Origin of the sequence: Nitrospira defluvii, assembly GCF_905220995.1 — a bacterium.
Lineage (GTDB): Bacteria > Nitrospirota > Nitrospiria > Nitrospirales > Nitrospiraceae > Nitrospira_A > Nitrospira_A defluvii_C.
Map to the genome: position 1 here is coordinate 487,071 of NZ_CAJNBJ010000017.1, position 16,212 is coordinate 503,282.

The 16,212-nt window shown below is 57.3% G+C and carries 14 protein-coding genes and 1 pseudogene; 1 reads left to right on the forward strand and 14 read right to left on the reverse strand.

The window, feature by feature from the left end; all coding sequences use genetic code 11:
- Nucleotides 1–3: 3 nt before the first annotated feature.
- The 9 genes and pseudogenes from KJA79_RS17400 to KJA79_RS17440 form a co-directional block, all read right to left on the reverse strand.
- Nucleotides 4–465: a DUF420 domain-containing protein gene (locus tag KJA79_RS17400; protein WP_213043328.1), complete on the reverse strand. Its 462-nt coding sequence runs from the start codon at nt 463–465 to the stop codon at nt 4–6.
- A gap of 207 nt (nt 466–672) precedes the next feature.
- Nucleotides 673–2,991, reverse strand: a complete 2,319-nt coding sequence (locus tag KJA79_RS17405) for a methyl-accepting chemotaxis protein (RefSeq protein ID WP_213043329.1) — start codon at nt 2,989–2,991, stop codon at nt 673–675.
- A gap of 25 nt (nt 2,992–3,016) precedes the next feature.
- Nucleotides 3,017–3,526, reverse strand: a complete 510-nt coding sequence (locus tag KJA79_RS17410; protein WP_213043330.1) for a chemotaxis protein CheW — start codon at nt 3,524–3,526, stop codon at nt 3,017–3,019.
- A 57-nt stretch (nt 3,527–3,583) separates the two neighbouring features.
- Complete coding sequence (locus tag KJA79_RS17415; protein ID WP_213043331.1) at nt 3,584–5,704, reverse strand: chemotaxis protein CheA; 2,121 nt, start codon at nt 5,702–5,704, stop codon at nt 3,584–3,586.
- A 79-nt stretch (nt 5,705–5,783) separates the two neighbouring features.
- Nucleotides 5,784–6,155 carry a response regulator gene (locus KJA79_RS17420; protein ID WP_213043332.1) on the reverse strand — a complete coding sequence of 124 codons (372 nt, stop codon included), beginning with the start codon at nt 6,153–6,155 and terminating at the stop codon, nt 5,784–5,786.
- A gap of 358 nt (nt 6,156–6,513) precedes the next feature.
- A pseudogene (locus KJA79_RS23380) lies at nt 6,514–6,831 on the reverse strand (methyl-accepting chemotaxis protein); the annotation flags it as partial.
- A gap of 519 nt (nt 6,832–7,350) precedes the next feature.
- Entirely contained in the window at nt 7,351–7,581 is a 231-nt protein-coding gene (locus KJA79_RS17430) for an STAS domain-containing protein (RefSeq protein ID WP_213043333.1), read from the reverse strand.
- A gap of 143 nt (nt 7,582–7,724) precedes the next feature.
- Entirely contained in the window at nt 7,725–8,504 is a 780-nt protein-coding gene (locus KJA79_RS17435) for a flagellar motor protein MotB (protein WP_213043334.1), read from the reverse strand.
- A gap of 74 nt (nt 8,505–8,578) precedes the next feature.
- Nucleotides 8,579–9,349 carry a flagellar motor protein gene (locus tag KJA79_RS17440; RefSeq protein WP_213043335.1) on the reverse strand — a complete coding sequence of 257 codons (771 nt, stop codon included), beginning with the start codon at nt 9,347–9,349 and terminating at the stop codon, nt 8,579–8,581.
- A gap of 139 nt (nt 9,350–9,488) precedes the next feature.
- On the opposite strand from KJA79_RS17440, the gene KJA79_RS17445 reads away from it, so the two are divergent.
- A complete protein-coding gene (locus tag KJA79_RS17445) occupies nt 9,489–9,731 on the forward strand; it encodes a hypothetical protein (RefSeq protein WP_213043336.1) in 243 nt (80 codons plus the stop codon).
- Nucleotides 9,732–9,774: 43 nt separating this feature from the next.
- On the opposite strand, the gene KJA79_RS17450 is transcribed toward KJA79_RS17445, so the two are convergent.
- The 5 genes from KJA79_RS17450 to KJA79_RS17470 form a co-directional block, all read right to left on the reverse strand.
- Entirely contained in the window at nt 9,775–10,293 is a 519-nt protein-coding gene (locus tag KJA79_RS17450) for a chemotaxis protein CheW (protein WP_213043337.1), read from the reverse strand.
- A gap of 27 nt (nt 10,294–10,320) precedes the next feature.
- Nucleotides 10,321–11,997: a methyl-accepting chemotaxis protein gene (locus tag KJA79_RS17455; protein WP_213043338.1), complete on the reverse strand. Its 1,677-nt coding sequence runs from the start codon at nt 11,995–11,997 to the stop codon at nt 10,321–10,323.
- 63 nt (nt 11,998–12,060) lie between these two features.
- Complete coding sequence (locus tag KJA79_RS17460; RefSeq protein ID WP_213043339.1) at nt 12,061–13,158, reverse strand: protein-glutamate methylesterase/protein-glutamine glutaminase; 1,098 nt, start codon at nt 13,156–13,158, stop codon at nt 12,061–12,063.
- Between the two features lie 82 nt (nt 13,159–13,240).
- Nucleotides 13,241–14,224, reverse strand: a complete 984-nt coding sequence (locus KJA79_RS17465) for a chemotaxis protein (RefSeq protein ID WP_213043340.1) — start codon at nt 14,222–14,224, stop codon at nt 13,241–13,243.
- Nucleotides 14,225–14,318: 94 nt separating this feature from the next.
- Nucleotides 14,319–16,211 (reverse strand): chemotaxis protein CheA, encoded by a 1,893-nt coding sequence (locus tag KJA79_RS17470; RefSeq protein WP_213043341.1) that lies wholly within the window; start codon nt 16,209–16,211, stop codon nt 14,319–14,321.
- Nucleotide 16,212 lies beyond the last annotated feature (1 nt).

The following is a 16,212-nucleotide window of genomic DNA, read 5'->3' on the forward strand; positions in this document are numbered from 1 at the left end:
GTGTTAGCTCCGATACCACACAAATAACATCAGATAGACCAAATAGGCGGTAACCATCGTGCCGCTGAACGTCCATACAAGAGCATTGCCCATGCGGCGATGCGTCGTCATACCGGCGACCATTGCTCCCACACTGCCGAATCGAAGGCGATGGAGTCCCATGTAGAGGTTGTACGCACCGAGGATGATGGTTGAGACGGCCAGCAACATATGGGTGACGAAGATGGGCACGTAAATGGACCAATAGTCGCTATCCGGTCCTTTGAACGACTCCCGTCCGAACAGGGCTTGTTTGAGCACGTAGGCGACCAGCCAGATTCCGACGATGGTGCATCCGATGATCATGCGATGGGAATGGTGCGACACATCGTGGGACTTGGCGGCACGCACGCCGGCCAACACGACGAGGTATGCCACGGTCAAACTGGTGAGGACGAGATACCAGAGGATGGTTTTGAAGTCCATGATTCGTCCTTGGGCTAGTGGTGAAATCGACCGGAGCCGTCCAAGCGGGTCCGGCATGAATACACCCGCACCTTCACTTATCGGTTGTGTGAACCTGTTTCTTGAGGGGAATCACGCTGCACATGTGGGTGGGAGTTGCGGAAAAAGCGCGTCACGTGAGGGAAACACGCGGGTGGACAACAAGTGCCCACCCGCGCGGTCAGGATGCTAGAACTCTTCGAAGTCGTCATCCTTCTTGTGGCGATCGTGGCCGTTCCCGGCTGCGACACCAACCGGTTGCTTGATCTCCGAAGGCTTCGCCGAGAAGCTCGGTTTCTTCAATCCCGGCTTTGTGACGGCAACCGCAGGCTTGCCCGCAGTCCTCGCCGAAGACGCGGCTGTGCGCACAGGCGCATGGCCTTCGGATGCGTTGACGACGAACACCTCCATCTGGCTCATCAGCTCCTTGGCCTGATCCTTCATGGATTGGCTGGCCGAAGTGGTTTCCTCCACCAGCGCCGCGTTCTGCTGGGTGGTCTCGTCCATCTGCATGATGGCCTTGTTGACCTGGTCGATCCCCTGGGCCTGTTCCTGGGATGCGGCCGTGATCTCCGCGATGATGTCCGTGACCCGCTTCACTGAGCTGACGATCTCCTCCAGCGTCTTGCCGGATTGATTCACCAACTCGCTGCCGTCGCTGACACGTTGGATCGACTCGTTGATCAATCCTTTGATTTCTTTGGCTGCGGTCGCCGACCGCTGGGCCAAATTCCGGACTTCCGCCGCCACCACCGCAAAGCCCCGGCCATGCTCCCCGGCTCGGGCCGCTTCCACCGCGGCGTTTAATGCCAGCAGATTGGTCTGGAAGGCGATCTCGTCGATCACGGTGATGATGTCCGCGATCTTCTTGCTGCTCTTGTTGATTTCACCCATGGCTTCCACCGCGCGAACCGTGACGGATCCGCCCTTGTCGGCGATGTCGCGTGCCGCGATGGCCAGCTGGTTGGCCTGCTTGGCATTATCCGCATTCTGCTTCACGGTGGAGGTCATCTCCTCCATGGAGGCGGACGTCTCTTCCAACGCGCTGGCCTGTTCCGACGTGCGCTGAGAAAGGTCTTCGTTCCCCTTGGTAATCTGCTCCGCACCGGAGGACACGGCCTGGACGGCTTCACGCACGGCCGTGATGGTCTGCGTGAGGTTCTGGACGACCGCATTAATGCTGGTTTTCACTTTGTCCAGATCGCCTCGATAGGACTCGGTCATCTCTTGCGTCAGGTCATTGTTGGCCAAGCGACCGAGGACAGCCTGGGCTTCGGCGACAAGTTTCTCCATTTCGAATTGCGATTGTTTTTGCGCGGTGATGTCGGTGGCGAATTTCACCACTTTCGTCGCTTTTCCCGCGGCGTTGAGGATGGGGTTGTACACGGCCTGGATCCAGATTTCCCTCCCGCCTTTGGCGATTCGTTTGTAGACACCGGAGTCGAATTCTCCCCGATTCAGCTTTGCCCAGAATGCCTGGTACTCGATGGTGCCGACATAGGCCGGATCGCAGAACATCCGATGGTGTTGCCCTTTGATTTCGTCCAGGGTGTAGCCGAGGCAACTGAGGAAATTGTCGTTGGCCGTAACGATGGTCCCGTCGAGGTTGAATTCGATGATCGCCTGCGATTTGCTCATGGCCGCAGCCTGCTGCTCCATCTTGCGCTTCTCGGTGACGTCGGCCCACTCCAACGCATTCCCGAGATACTCTCCGCTCGGGCTCATCACAGCGGTGACCAGCAGGCTCAGCGTCAACGGGCCGATCTGGATGTCCGCGCGGTGCGGCATGTTCGCCGGATCGGACAGGATTCTCCGCTGCTTGCTGGGATCCAAATGGAACTCATCGATGCAGGTGCCTACCACCGTGCTCACGTTGAACTTCGGCAACACCTTCTTAATGGCCGGTTCCAGAGCGGTGAGCGTCTTCTTCGCCGTAGAATTGGCATAGGTGATGACCAGATTGCGGTCGCACAGGAGAATGTTGTTCTGCGACTGCTCAAGCGCGCCCAGGTAAAACTCGCTCATGTCGACCTGCGCGAGGGCCTTCGTTTTGCTCTTTGCCGGTGCCTTGCTCATCTTCTTCTCTCCTTGTGTGTGGGGTACTCGTTTTGCTCCCTCGAGCATAATCGTCTTGATCGCTGCGTAGGCGTCCGTCCAAGCTTGACTGACCTCAGGCGTCCACGCCTCCCCGGCAAATTCGCCAAGCACAGCCAATAGATTCTCTCCGACCGCGTCGTAGTAGGCCGGCTTGGCGCCGTATGCCACATGCCTGGCTCCCATATCCTGCAGCACCGGGGTGAGTTTTTCCGGATGGCGAAGGTTCTGGATGACCAGCACCAGTGAGGCCAACAGCTTTTTCTTCTGCTCGCTGATGGACGCGTTTTTGAACAGGGGCTTGACGACCGGATACTTCTCAAAGAGCCGTTCGTAGAAGCGGGTCACCAACGCATCGCCCTGGGGCGCGACCAGTTTGAAGCTCGATTCCAACAATTCAACGTTTAGTCCCATGTCGTGATCTCCCTGGGTACGATGGTTAAGCGGCAATTCTCTCGGATTCCGTCATGTCTCCGTCGGTCAACAGGCGATCCATGTCCAGCAGCGCGACCAGCTTGTCTCCGGCTTTGCCGATGCCGTTCAGGAAGCTGACGTCGACTTGCGCGCCGAATTGCGGCGCAGGCTGAATGTCTTTCTTATCGATATCGAGCACGTCGGAGACCGCATCCACGACGAGTCCCATGATTTTTTCCTTCACGACCACCACCACGATCACGGTGAACATCGTGTATTCGATCGTCGGCATCCCGAACTTCGTGCGAAGCTCCACAATGGGGACGATGGTCCCGCGGAGGTTCAACACGCCTTTGATGTGAGGAGGGGTATTGGGAATACGCGTGACCGCCGTATACCCTTTGATTTCCTGTACCCGAAGAATGTCGACGCCATAGAGCTCTTCACCAAGCTGGAACGTCAGAAACTGACTGCCGTCGGTGCTGATCCCCATTTGATGATTCAATTCTTTGTTCGCGGAATCCTGTTCTGCCATCGTGTCCTCCCACCCTGTTCGTGAAATCGTCGTCGCTGTCGTTCGAACACCTGTCGCTTACGCCGCTTGGGCCGTCCCATTCCGAGAGATATTGAGGAGTCCGCGGACATCCAGAATGAATCCGACCGTGCCGTCCCCGAGAATGGTGGCGCCGGCGACGCCTTCGATCTTTCTGAAGTTCTGCTCCATGCTCTTGATGACCACCTGCTGTTGCCCGAGAATTTCGTCGACCATCACGGCGACGCGTTCGCCTTCGGTTTCGAGTATCAACAGGATGGCCTTGGTCGGATCCGACAGTTCCGGTTCCAAGCGGAACACGTCGTAGAGCCGCATCAGAGGGAGATAGATACCGCGCACATTCACCAGTTCCCCTTTGCCGACTATCGTCTTGATCATCTCGCGCTTCGGTTGAATCGATTCGAGGATCGACAGCAGCGGAACGATGTATGTATCTTTGCCGACACGAACCGTCATGCCTTCGATGATCGCCAGCGTGAGGGGCAGCTTCAGAGTGAAGGTTGTGCCCTTCCCTGCCGTGGTCTTGATGCTGACGGTGCCGCCCAGGCCTTCGATGTTGCGCTTGACCACATCCATCCCGACGCCGCGGCCTGACACGTCGGTGACCTTGTCGGCGGTCGAGAAACCCGGTTTGAAGATGAGCATCCAGATTTGCTCATCGGACAATTTGTCCGACTCCGCGATCAATCCCTGCTTGACGCCTTTGGCGAGGATTTTTTCACGATTCAGACCGCGTCCGTCGTCTTCCACGGTGATGCAGATATTGCCGCCTTCATGAAACGCATTGAGGCGGATGATACCCTGTTCGGGTTTGCCTGCCGCCAGGCGCTCCGCCGGGGTTTCGAGGCCATGGTCGGCTGAATTCCGCACCAGGTGCGTCAACGGGTCCCCGATGGATTCAATCACTGTCTTGTCGAGTTCGGTCTCTTCACCAGACAGAATCAGATGAATCTTCTTGCCGGCCTTCCCCGAGAGGTCTCGGACGAGGCGCGGGAACCGGCTGAAGGCATTGCCGATCGGGACCATCCGAATACCCATGACCCGCTCTTGAATCTCGCGGGTATTGCGTTCAAGTTGCGCCACCCGTTCGAGCAGGACCGGCAATTGACTCATCTCAAAGCGGGAGCCGAGATCGCTCAACATGGACTGCGTAATGACGAGTTCACCGACGAGATTGATCAGTCGATCGATCTTGACGGTATCGACCCGTATGGAGGGCGTTTCCGCCTTCTTTGCCGGCGCGTTATCGGATTGTTTCTTCAATGCCTCGGAGATTTGTTCGAGGGTCGCGGCTTTCTGTTCGACCAGAATTTCCCCGACGCGCTTCTGTTGAGAAAGCGCCTGATTCAGCTCGCTCTGTGAGACGATCCCGCTTTCCACAAGGATTTCTCCCAGAGGTTTTGGGCCGTCCGACATGGCCGATGCCGGAGCGCCGGACGTCGGTCTGTCGACGATTGTGAGCGTGCTGTCGTCCCGGACAAAGTCGAAGACGGCCTCGATGACTTTCAGCTCCTTGACCGTCTCCACTTCAAGGGTCCAGCCCAAGTAGCATTGTTCGGGATCCAACTCTTTGAGACCTGGCAATCGGCTGGTATCGAGGGACGCAATCTTGACGCGGCCCAACTCTCCCAGTTCTTTGATGAACTGGGCGGGATCGAGGCCGCGCTGAAACAAATACTGAGGGGGTCCCCACGTAATCGTATAGTGATGTTCCTGTGTGGCGTGTGAAGGCACCGGTGCGGCCGTCACAGCCACGGTCTTCGTGGGGGTCGCCCCGTTCTGACAGGCCTCCAGGCGCGCGCCCAAGGCGGATACCAGTTCGTCGTTCGGCGCCTCGCCGGATTTGGCGCAATCGATCAACGCTTTCAGGCAATCGAGGGATTGCAGCAGGAGATCGGTGACTTCCACCGTCACGACCATCTGGCTGCTCCGGAGCTGGTCCAGAACCGACTCCATCTTGTGCGTGAATTGGGACACGGCCGTGAAGCCGAACATGCCGCTGTTGCCCTTGATGGAATGCGCACCGCGGAATATTCGATTCAAGAGGTCGATGTCCCCGGGACGTTGTTCGAGTTGGAGCAATCCTTCTTCGATGGTCGTCAGGTGTTCCTGCGATTCCTCGAAAAAGGCATCTTTAAAATGGGAAAGGTCTGTGCTCATAAATTGCCTTCAGCCTTCAGTCTTCAGCGATCGGCCGAATGAATGGATCTCACCGGTGACCGCTGACAGCTGATGGCTCCTATGCAGGTAACACCTTCTTGATCACCGCCATCATCTGCTCGGGATTGAACGGCTTCACGATCCATCCGGTTGCGCCCGCCGCCTGTCCGGCCTTTTTCTTATCATCCGAAGCTTCAGTGGTAAGCATGAGGATCGGCGTGAACTTGAGCGCGGGCATCTTGCGGATTTCCTTGATCAACGAGATGCCGTCCATCTCCGGCATGTTCAAGTCGGTGACGACCAGGTCAGGTTTGGTCCCGCCGTTGACCTTGCCGACCGCCTCCTTGCCGTTACCGGCCTCCACCACTTGGTAGCCGGCGCTACTCAGGGTAAACGCCACCATTTGGCGCATCGTCGGTGAATCGTCGACCACTAAGACTGTTTTCGGCATGACGCACTCCTTCATTACTCTGATGATCCGGCGTTACTTAAAACAGGGTGACATTGGCATCTTCCGCAGGGGCGACGGTCTGCGATGCTCGTGTAAACTGCCCGTTCGTGGATTGATGAAACAGCGCACGTTCTTCCTCCATCGTGTAACTTTTGTCGAGCCTCGCGAGGATACCCAGCTTGGCGGCAACCTGGTCACGAGACTGGCCTTGAATCAGCGCGTCCATCACCTCGCGCACCTCGGTGAGCGGCTCGATCACATGTTCAAGCTTCTGCCGCGTGATGTCCTGAAATTGCAGCGCCATGATGATTTTCCCCACGTCCTGGGCGAGCTCGTCGGCGTGAGACTTCGAGTTCATAATGGCGGAATGTAGTGTCTTGTTTCGCTCGGCGAGGCTGCGGGTCATTTGATCAAGACGATGCTTAATGGAGAGGGTCTTACTGAGGTCTACGGACGCCAAGCTCTCGACGGTGCTCATCGCGTGGGTCGTACTTCGTTGCACATCCTTCACCATGGTATTGATGCTGCTCGCGGCCTGGCCGGACCGGTTGGCGAGTTTGGTGACCTCGTCGGCGACCACGGCGAACCCGCGTCCATGTTCTCCTGCTCGCGCGGCTTCGATCGCGGCATTCAGCGCGAGCAGTCGCGTCTGATCCGCGATGAATTGAATTTCGCCGATCATGCCGGTAATCGCCTTCGTGCTGCGCTCCACCTCGTCCATGATGGTGGCGATGTTCAGCGCCATCTCCGACGACTTCATAACGTCGCTGACAAACCCTTCGAGCATGGTATCCGTAGTTTTCAATACGGTATCGAGGTTGAGCTCCCCGCCTCCGCCGTAGAGGGTCATGAATTCCTTGCCCTGCGCCGTGGCACGGGAGGCAATCATGCTGAATCGTTGGCCGAGGTCGGTGGCGGCCTCTTCGGTCTGATGAATGACGCTCTTCATCTGCGCATTGAGGATCAGCACGAGCGGCATCATCGAATGGCCGAGCTGCTCCCACAATACGGTGCGCTCCGCCTGATCCTTCAGCATGACGTCCTGCGTGGACTGGACTTCGTTCGTACTTGCGACACTTCCTCGACGAAACCAGACCCAGGACAAGCAGGTGCCCGCACAAAACGCACACACGACGTATAACCAGTCGAGAATCATTGGTAGCTCTTCCCGTACGGACTCATGCGGTCCAGATGTTTACGCACCCATGTCGGCCATTCGCGCACGTATGGAATCAGTGATCCCCGTCAGGACGAACTGTTCCGATTGGCGAACGGCAAGCAGCAGTTGAATCGCCGAGGCATCAAGTTTGTCGACTTCAGAAAGATCCAATTCGACCTGAGGATGGGTCCCAGTGGCCTGCTTCAGTTCCTCGCACAATGCCCCAACCTCGAATATCGTCAAATCACCAGTCGGCTTGAGAGTCATACAGAGATTCCTTTCGAGAGGTACACGCTTCCCCGCGTCGCGCTGTATCGGTTGGTTTTGTAAGATTCTTTACTCGTAAGGGTGTGTCTGTAAGGCCCATGCCTGATGGGCCCATCTGTCTCATTCATGACTGAGAGATCGGCTCAAAATGGGAGAGCCGGGGGTGGTTCCCCTGGTAGCAGTGAATCGAGCGTCTCTTCCGTCAGATTCTTTTCCAGCACGATGATTTCAACCCGCCGGTTCTTGGTCCGTCCTTCAGGGGTATCGTTCGTGGCCACGGGCTTTGAATCGGCAAATCCGGTCGCGGAGAGATGCGAAATCGGCACTTCATACAACTCTGAGAATATTCTGACCACCATGACGGCGCGTACGGCCGACAGTTCCCAGTTCGACGGGAACTGAGCTGTTCGGATCGGGACATTGTCCGTATGGCCAAGAATCCGGACATGGCGATCCATCTCGATCAGAATCTGCGCGAGGGATTTGAGGAAGGGTAACGCCTCGGGTCGAACACGCGCCTCACCGCTGGCAAAGAGAATGGATTCGGGTAGGGAAATCATGATGGTCCCGTTGCCGGTTTCCACGATCTTGATGTCCGGCATCTCGAGTGCCAGCGAGGGGTGAATCTTTTTCAGTATCTCCTTCATCCGTCGAATGACCGGCTCATTGGCGCTGGCCATGTCGGTATTGATCATTTTCGGCTTGGCGTCGCCGACCGCAAACGGCAGTCGGCTGGTGGGGGTGCTGTTGACCGGATTTAACGCCGCCTTAATGGAATCACTCACCGTTCGATATTTTCCCTCGTTCACCGAGGAGACCGAATACATCACCACGAAGAACGCGAACAGCAGCGTGATGAAGTCCGCATAGGACACCAGCCAGCGCTCGTGATTCTCGTGTTCTTCGTGTTTCTTTTTGGCCATGGCGTCAGCCGTGACACATTAGCGGTTCATTGTGGAAGGTCGTCGTGTCGAGGCACCAGAAAAGACAGATCGCGTCATTTCTTGTCTTCCTTGGTACGTTCGTGCGGAGGGAGGAAGCTCTCGAGCTTTTCCTGTAACAGCCTGGGGTTTTCGCCCTGAGCCAGTCCGACGAGTCCCATAATGACCATCGTGCGTAAACCGGCTTCTTCCTTCAGTTTGAACTTCATTTTGTTGGCGATGGGCAGAAAGAACAGGTTCGCCAGGCCAACGCCGTAGACGGTGGCGACGAACGCCACCGCGATGCCGCCGCCGAGTTTTGACGGATCGGCCAGGTTCTCCATCACGTGAATCAGACCCAGCACGGCACCGAGAATTCCGACCGTCGGCGCATAGCCGCCTGCCGCTTCCCAGACTTTTGCCGCGTGGACGCCTTCTTCCTCATGATGTTCCACCTCGATCTCAAGGATTTCTTGCAACAGCTTGGGGTCGGTGCCGTCGACAATCAGTTGAATGCCCTTTTTAAAGAAGGGGTCGTGCAGGTCCTTGAGCTTCCCCTCCAGGGCGAGCAGCCCCTGTTTTCGTGCCACATTGGCGAGATCGAGAATCTGGGTGATCGTGCCCTTCACGTCGTGCGGCGGATTGGTGATCACGAGCGTCACGCCGCTCAAGGCCTTGATGACGACAGACAGGGGGTTTTGCACACAACAGGCGCCAAGGGTTCCACCGGCAACGATGATGAAGGCCGTCAGCTGCAGAATGGAACTCAGATGCCCGCCTTCGAGTGCCTGACCGCCGATGATCGACCCGATGGCGACGACAATGCCCAGGATTGTTGCGATATCCACGGTTCAGTTACCTCGGTGCCCCATGCGGCCGACGTTCCTCGAAAGTACCCGTATGAAGCCGGAATGGTGGGATTGCGCGCCTCGAAAAGATTTTGATAGCGTGCAGCCTGTCACAAACGTCTTCCATGGAGGTGATGTTGTGGGTCCAGCAGACAGCTTGATGCTTGAGGCGAAACAGGCCATCCTCGACGAACAACATCGAAAGTTTCAGGCTCTGCAAAAAGAGGGGCGTTGGCCGGAAGCCATGCAACAATTTCATGTCACGTTGAGTTGCGCGTCGGATGTGCTCACCGAGTCGATCCAGTTGCTGGAGAGGGTCCTCGACGCGAGAAACGGCCGAGGACCCTCCCTGACAGACTCCTCTGATACCCATGACTCCTGAGCGGCGCACTCCTCCTTGCCTACCTGCTTCGCCCCGAATCGCGTTAAGCAGCCCCCTTAGCCAGCAGTAATCGATTGAGATCCACCAAGATCAGGAGCCGGTCGTCGATACGGCCGACTCCCTGGGTGAACTCAGCCCCTGCCATCGTACCGACCGATGGCGGTGGCTCGATTGCACTTCGTGGCACACGGAGAACCTCTTCCACCGAATCCACGATCAATCCCACCAGACGTGATTGCACCGACACCACCACGATTCTGGTTTGGGTGGTTTGTTTCGCTCCAGTGAGCCCAAATAGTTTTCGCAGATCCAGTACCGGAATAATGCGTCCACGGAGATTGATGACCCCTTCCACATAGGAAGGGGTCTTCGGAACTCGCGTCACCTCGACGATGCGGTTGATTTCCTGCACACTCAGCACATCGACGGCAAACTCCTCACTGCCGATCAGGCAGATGACGAACTGCAACAGATCATCACTGGCCCGATCCCCCAGACGGTCCGCAGGTTGTTCTGCGGCCGCCTGGTAGTGGGATTGCACTGCTTGTGTAGTCGCACTCATGCTGGGCTCCTTCTCGTGGTTGGCTGCTTAGAGCTTGAACCCACCCACGATTCCCTGCAGCTCGACCGCCAACTGGCTCAAGTCCTGGCTTGCCTTGGCGGATTCATGTGCACCTGACGACGACTCCTTCGTGACCTTCGCCACGTTTTCGATGTCGCTGGCGATCTGCTGGGTCGCGACCGACTGCTCTTCCGACGCCACGGCGATCTGCCTGATCATGTCCGCGCTCTCCGACACCATGCGGACGATCTGGGACAGCGCTTCACCGGTCTTGTTGACCAGGTCCACACCCGCCGTGACTTTTTGCGTGCCCTGCTGCATCGAATCGACGGCTCCCCGCGTATCCTGCTGGATTTGACGGATCATATCGCCGATTTCCTTCGTGGCTTTGGTCGTCCGCTCCGCCAGCTTTCTGACTTCGTCGGCGACGACCGCGAACCCCCGACCTTGCTCACCGGCTCTGGCCGCTTCGATGGCGGCGTTCAAGGCCAGCAAGTTGGTCTGGTCGGCGATATCTTCGATGGTCCGCACGATTTCGCCGATCTGATCGGACGACTTGCCGAGGTCCGAGATGATGGTGGCCGAGTTCGACACTGCCTCGGACAGCTGCTGCATGCCCGAGATGGTGCTCGACACGACCGTTCCACCCTCTTGTGCCGTCTTGACCGTGTCCTGTGCCAAGCTGGCAGCTTTGCCGGAATTCTGCGCAACCTGTCCGACCGTGGCGTTCATTTCTTCCACCGCAGCGGCGGTCTGGGAGGCGCGTGACGTCAAAGTATCAGTGCCCTTCGAAATCTCCTCGGCAGTGGCCGACAACTCAACCGAGGCCGAGGCGACTTTATCCGTCACATGAGCCACCTTCTTGATCATGTGCTGCAACTTCTCGATGAACTCGTTGAAGTATTTGCCCATCTGCGCGATTTCGTCGTGGCCATCGGCCGGGACTCGCTTCGTGAGATCACCTTCGCCCTTGGCGATATCGCGGGAGATTTCGCTCATCTTGGCCATCGGTTGCAGGACGATATTGCGTAGCAGCAGGTAGGTCACCACAAGGATGATGGCGACGATGGCGCCCATCAGGCCGCCCGTCTGCCACATGGAGCGATTTGACAAGACGATCGCCTCGGTCATCGGCACCGACATGCTCAACATGCCCAAGACATCGCCGACCTGGCTATTCGTGTGGCAGCTCAGGCAAGCTGTCGACGTGGCTTTATCCACCGTGGCGCGACGGAAGGTCGGTACCCCGTTCACCTCATCCCGGCGGGCATAGGACTCGGCACCGGCCATGATGGCCCGAATGGCTTCATTCTCAAAATTATCCTTCGGTGTGTTCGAAGGGTTCATCGGGTTCTGGCTGATCAGGCGAACGTTGTACAGCCCGGTACGATTGGCCTCCTCACCCATTTCACGAACAGCGGTCGCGGGAAACGGAATCGCATCGGCCATGCTTGCATGGTCCTTGACGACCTGGATTTCACTGCCGGCCTTGGATTTCTTGATTTTAGCGACGTAATTCTGCGTGATATAGGCACGACTGATCATGATCTGCGTGGCCACGACGTTGGAGCGCCCGGTGAGCATCGTGTCCATCTTTGACTCTTCCTGCTGATATAAGACGAACAGTCCGAGCGAGATGACGACTACCGCCACTAACGAGATGGATAAAATGAACTTAGGCCCGATCGACATGTGCTTCATCATGCTCCCCATAACTCCTCCTCCTCCTACCTCTCCATGCGTGAACGGTTGACTTGACGATGATTCTCACACCATATTCATAATCTCGCCGATGACTTTTGACAGCGACACCACTTTCTCTGCACAGCCTGCCTCGACGACGGCTTTCGGCATTCCATAAACGACACTCGACGCTTCGTCCTGCGCCACGGTTCGACCTCCTGCGGCCTTGATAGCCTTCATGCCCTCCAGTCCGTCATGTCCCATGCCGGTCAATATCACCCCGATGCTCCGTTCTCCGAACAACCCGGCAATGGATTGCAACATGATGTCGACGGAAGGCGCATGGGGATGTTTTTCGTAGTTTGGCGACAACTTCACCACGGAGGTCGTGATGGTTTTCTTCACGATCCGGAATTGCATGCCGCCCGGAGCCACCAACACCCGTCCCGGCTTCACTTCATCGCCGTCAACCGCTTCCCGGACTTCCAGCGCACAGAGATTGTTCAAGCGTTCGGCGAAGGGTTTGGTAAACGAACTGGGCATGTGTTGCACGATGACGATGCCGGCCGGGCAATCGGCGGGGATCGTCGGGATAATTTCAAACAGGGCTTGGGGTCCACCCGTGGAACAACCGATGGCAATCAGTTTGGTGCCGCGCGTCACAGACACAGATCGACTGCTGAGCGCTTTGGCGGGAGACACAGAGACCTTGGCCGTTCCCGTCACGGTCAGCCGTTTCAGTTTGCCGATCGCATATTTGGCGGCGAGAACTTTGGGAACCAATAGTTTCTGGATTTCCGAGATCCGCGAGGCTACACCGTCCAATTGCTTGGGGATAAAATCGACCGCCCCCCATTCCAATGCCTGTAACGTCTCTTGCGCGCCTTCGACCGTGACGGAACTCACCATGATCACCGGGACTGGATTCTTCGTCATGATCTGCTGCAGCGCCTGGAGCCCCGTCATCCCCGGCATTTCCACGTCCATCGTGACCACGTCGGGTTTCAATTGTTGCACCTGCTGGACGGCTTCCTCGCCGTTGCGCGCCACTCCCACCACCTGAATCTGCTTCCCTTCCTCCAACATCGTGGTCAGACTTTTCCGCATGAAGGCGGAATCGTCGACGACCAAGACGCGAACCGGGTTGGCAGTGCTCTGCGGCTGTGTGAGTGGTAGTGCCATAGGGTCTTTCCCGATACATCGGCGGTGTATGGCAAAAGCTTGAATCGGCTCTTGCTCAGACCGCAGTCTTCGGGGTCGGTACTCAGGCCGCCTTTTTCACCTGCTGGTTGCCAGCTTGAATGTGGAGCGCGAGTTTCTCGCCAAGCATTTTCGCGTCAAATTTCGTGATGTAGTCCGTCGCGCCGACCGTTCGCCCCTTCTCCATGTTGCAGGCCCCGGTCAGGGAAGAGTGGAGCATCACAGGCAGGTGCGCCAGTCTCGGATCCGCACGAATGTGCTTGGTCAAGGTGAATCCATCCATCTCCGGCATCTCGATGTCGCTGAGGATGCATTGGATCTGATCCACCCGCTCTTTTCCTTCGGCCGTGGCTTGATCAGCCAGGGCTTGTAGCTTATGCCAGGCTTCGCCGCCGGTCGTGGCGATGACATACGACATGGAGAGACGGTCGAGCGCTTTGCGAATCTGCATCCGGGCCACGGACGAATCATCCGCGAACAAGACGCACTTCGAGCGCAGTTCCGGAACGATCGTCATGCTGGCAAACACATCGTCGTCGGTGCGAGGGCAGATATCATTCAAGACCTTTTCCACGTCGAGGATGAGGACCATGCGACCGTCTTCCAACATCGTCACCGCGGTGACGGCTCCCTTGTTGTTTTCTCTGACGATGGCCGGCGGCGTCTTTATGGCCGACCAAGAGAACCGGATGATCCGATCCACACCTGCCACCAGGAAGCCTTGCAAGCTGCCGTTGTATTCGGAGACGATCAAATACGGGTTTGCCCCCGACCCGATGTCTCCCTGCACGTCATTCTCCGTTCCCAGACCGAGGCTGCGCTTGAGCCCCACGACCGGCACCATGATGCCCCGGATGTTGGCCATACCCACGATGCGACTATCGGCTTCCGGTATCTGGGTCAGTTCCGGGAGTTTCATTACCTCGCGCACTTTGAAGACATTGATCCCGAAGATTTCGTTCGTGCCTAGCTTGAAGAGCAACAGTTCCATTTGGTTGGCGCCGGCCAGCCTGGTCCGGGCATCGATTTCATTGATGAGTGTGGACATACTTCCTCCGATCTCGCGCGTCGCACTGTGTGTGTGACCTTAGTGCGCCGCCGATGATTCCCTGTGTGTAACGAACCCCTGCGCCATCAGTTCTTCACGCTGCGATGCCCGGGTTGTGCCAAGCCTGCGCGTTCTGCACCAATTCGGACGTATCCAAAATGAGGACCACTTTTCCTTCACCGGTGATGGTGGCGCCGGATACACCTTTGACGGTCTCCAGGTAATCCCAAATCGACTTGATGACGACTTCTTCCTGCGAACGCAGTTCGTCGACGACCACGCCGATGCGCCGATCTCCCAACGCGGCCACCACGACGTAGAACCGCTCGCGGTCGGCATCCGTCGGTATGTCAAACTCCTGCGCCAAGCGGATGAGCGGCAGGACGCGATCACGCAAGTGCAACACTTCCCGTCCGTTGATGGTCTTGATATCGCTCCGGGAAATGCGCACGGCTTCGATAACCGTGCTCAATGGAATGGCGAAGATCGATCGTTCAACTTCGACCATCAGGGCCTGGATGATCGCGATCGTCAGCGGCAGCTTGATGATGATCTGACTGCCTTTTCCCGGTTCCGACTCCAAGTCCACGCTGCCGTTGATCTTCCGGATGTTGGTGCGCACGACATCCATGCCGACGCCGCGGCCTGACACGTCGGTGACCTGCTCGGCGGTGCTGAATCCGGGAAGAAAAATCAGATTCAGGATTTCACGATGCTCCATGGTCGCGAGTTCCGCTTCGCTGACCAGACCTTTGCCCAGGGCCTTGGCTTTGATCTTTTCGACTTGAATGCCTCGCCCGTCGTCATTGATGCGAATGACGATGCTGTTGCCTTCCTGGCTGGCGGCGATCGTCAGCAGGCCCTCTCCTGTCTTTCCCTTAGCCTGTCGCTCCGCCGGGGTTTCAATGCCATGGTCGATGGCATTACGAACAAGGTGCACCAGCGGGTCACCGATTTCGTCCGCGACGGACTTGTCGAGTTCGGTTTCCTCACCATGCATTTCGAGGCGGACCTGTTTATTCAGCTTCTGAGAGAGGTCACGTACCATGCGAGGTAATTTGGCAAACACCTTCTTGATGGGCAGCATGCGCGTCTTCATGACGGCCAACTGCAAATCGGTCGTCACCAGGTTGAGTTGTGCCAGGGTTTCGCTGAGCACGCGAACCTGTGGATCCGATTCGTGCTGCTGCTCCAACTGGGTGCCGATCTTGATGAGACGATTGCGCCCCAACACCAGTTCACCCACGAGATTCATCACACTGTCCAGCCGTTTGGTTTCCACCCGGATGGTGGCGTCTTCTTCCACCGGTTTCGGCTGTTTGTCCTGTTTGTGCAGCGCCTGATCCAGTGCGCGCTCGGTAATCGCCTTCGCCTGAAGCAGGATCTCGCCTAACGGCGTCTTGGGTTCCGGTTGGTGCTGTTGAGCCGTCAAGGCGTCGAACACCTGCTCTTTCGATGCCAGACCTTCATCGACCAGAATTTCACCGAGAGTTTGTGCCGGGGGAACAGGAGTGGCTTCAGGTGCCGTAGCAGCTGATAGCTCGGCTTTCGGCGCTGCCGTGGTCGGAGCCGGTGCGGCTGGCGAGGGCGAGGCCAGGTTTCCGTTCAGGATATCGTCGAGCTTCGCGGAGATGGCACCGGTCGGCACGTGACTGTCCGTTCCGGAGTCTTTAATGTCGGCCATGATGGCCTTGATGACATCGACCGTTTCGAGAATGACGCTGATGATCGCTGGGCTGACCGCCATCTCGGCTTGCCGAAGCTTGTTCAGAATATTTTCCCCGCGATGCGCGACGTCGACCAAATGATTGAACCCCAAAAATCCGGCCGATCCTTTCATGCTATGCATCGCACGAAAGATTTCATTCAGCAGGTCGGTGTTGGTGGGGTCCGCCTCCAGCGTGACAAAACGCTGATCGAGGACCTCAAGCATCTCGTTCGATTCGGTCAGAAAGTCGTTGAGTATTTCCTGCATTTCATCGCTCATA

Coding starts and splice junctions, on each gene's coding strand:
- KJA79_RS17435 (WP_213043334.1), bottom strand. CDS start 8,504: ATGGCCAAAAAGAAACACGAAGAACACGAGAATCACGAGCGCTGGCTG.
- KJA79_RS17400 (WP_213043328.1), bottom strand. CDS start 465: ATGGACTTCAAAACCATCCTCTGGTATCTCGTCCTCACCAGTTTGACC.
- KJA79_RS17450 (WP_213043337.1), bottom strand. CDS start 10,293: ATGAGTGCGACTACACAAGCAGTGCAATCCCACTACCAGGCGGCCGCA.
- KJA79_RS17405 (WP_213043329.1), bottom strand. CDS start 2,991: ATGGGACTAAACGTTGAATTGTTGGAATCGAGCTTCAAACTGGTCGCG.
- KJA79_RS17415 (WP_213043331.1), bottom strand. CDS start 5,704: ATGAGCACAGACCTTTCCCATTTTAAAGATGCCTTTTTCGAGGAATCG.
- KJA79_RS17430 (WP_213043333.1), bottom strand. CDS start 7,581: ATGACTCTCAAGCCGACTGGTGATTTGACGATATTCGAGGTTGGGGCA.
- KJA79_RS17420 (WP_213043332.1), bottom strand. CDS start 6,155: ATGCCGAAAACAGTCTTAGTGGTCGACGATTCACCGACGATGCGCCAA.
- KJA79_RS17470 (WP_213043341.1), bottom strand. CDS start 16,211: ATGAGCGATGAAATGCAGGAAATACTCAACGACTTTCTGACCGAATCG.
- KJA79_RS17460 (WP_213043339.1), bottom strand. CDS start 13,158: ATGGCACTACCACTCACACAGCCGCAGAGCACTGCCAACCCGGTTCGC.
- KJA79_RS17410 (WP_213043330.1), bottom strand. CDS start 3,526: ATGGCAGAACAGGATTCCGCGAACAAAGAATTGAATCATCAAATGGGG.
- KJA79_RS17465 (WP_213043340.1), bottom strand. CDS start 14,224: ATGTCCACACTCATCAATGAAATCGATGCCCGGACCAGGCTGGCCGGC.
- KJA79_RS17455 (WP_213043338.1), bottom strand. CDS start 11,997: ATGATGAAGCACATGTCGATCGGGCCTAAGTTCATTTTATCCATCTCG.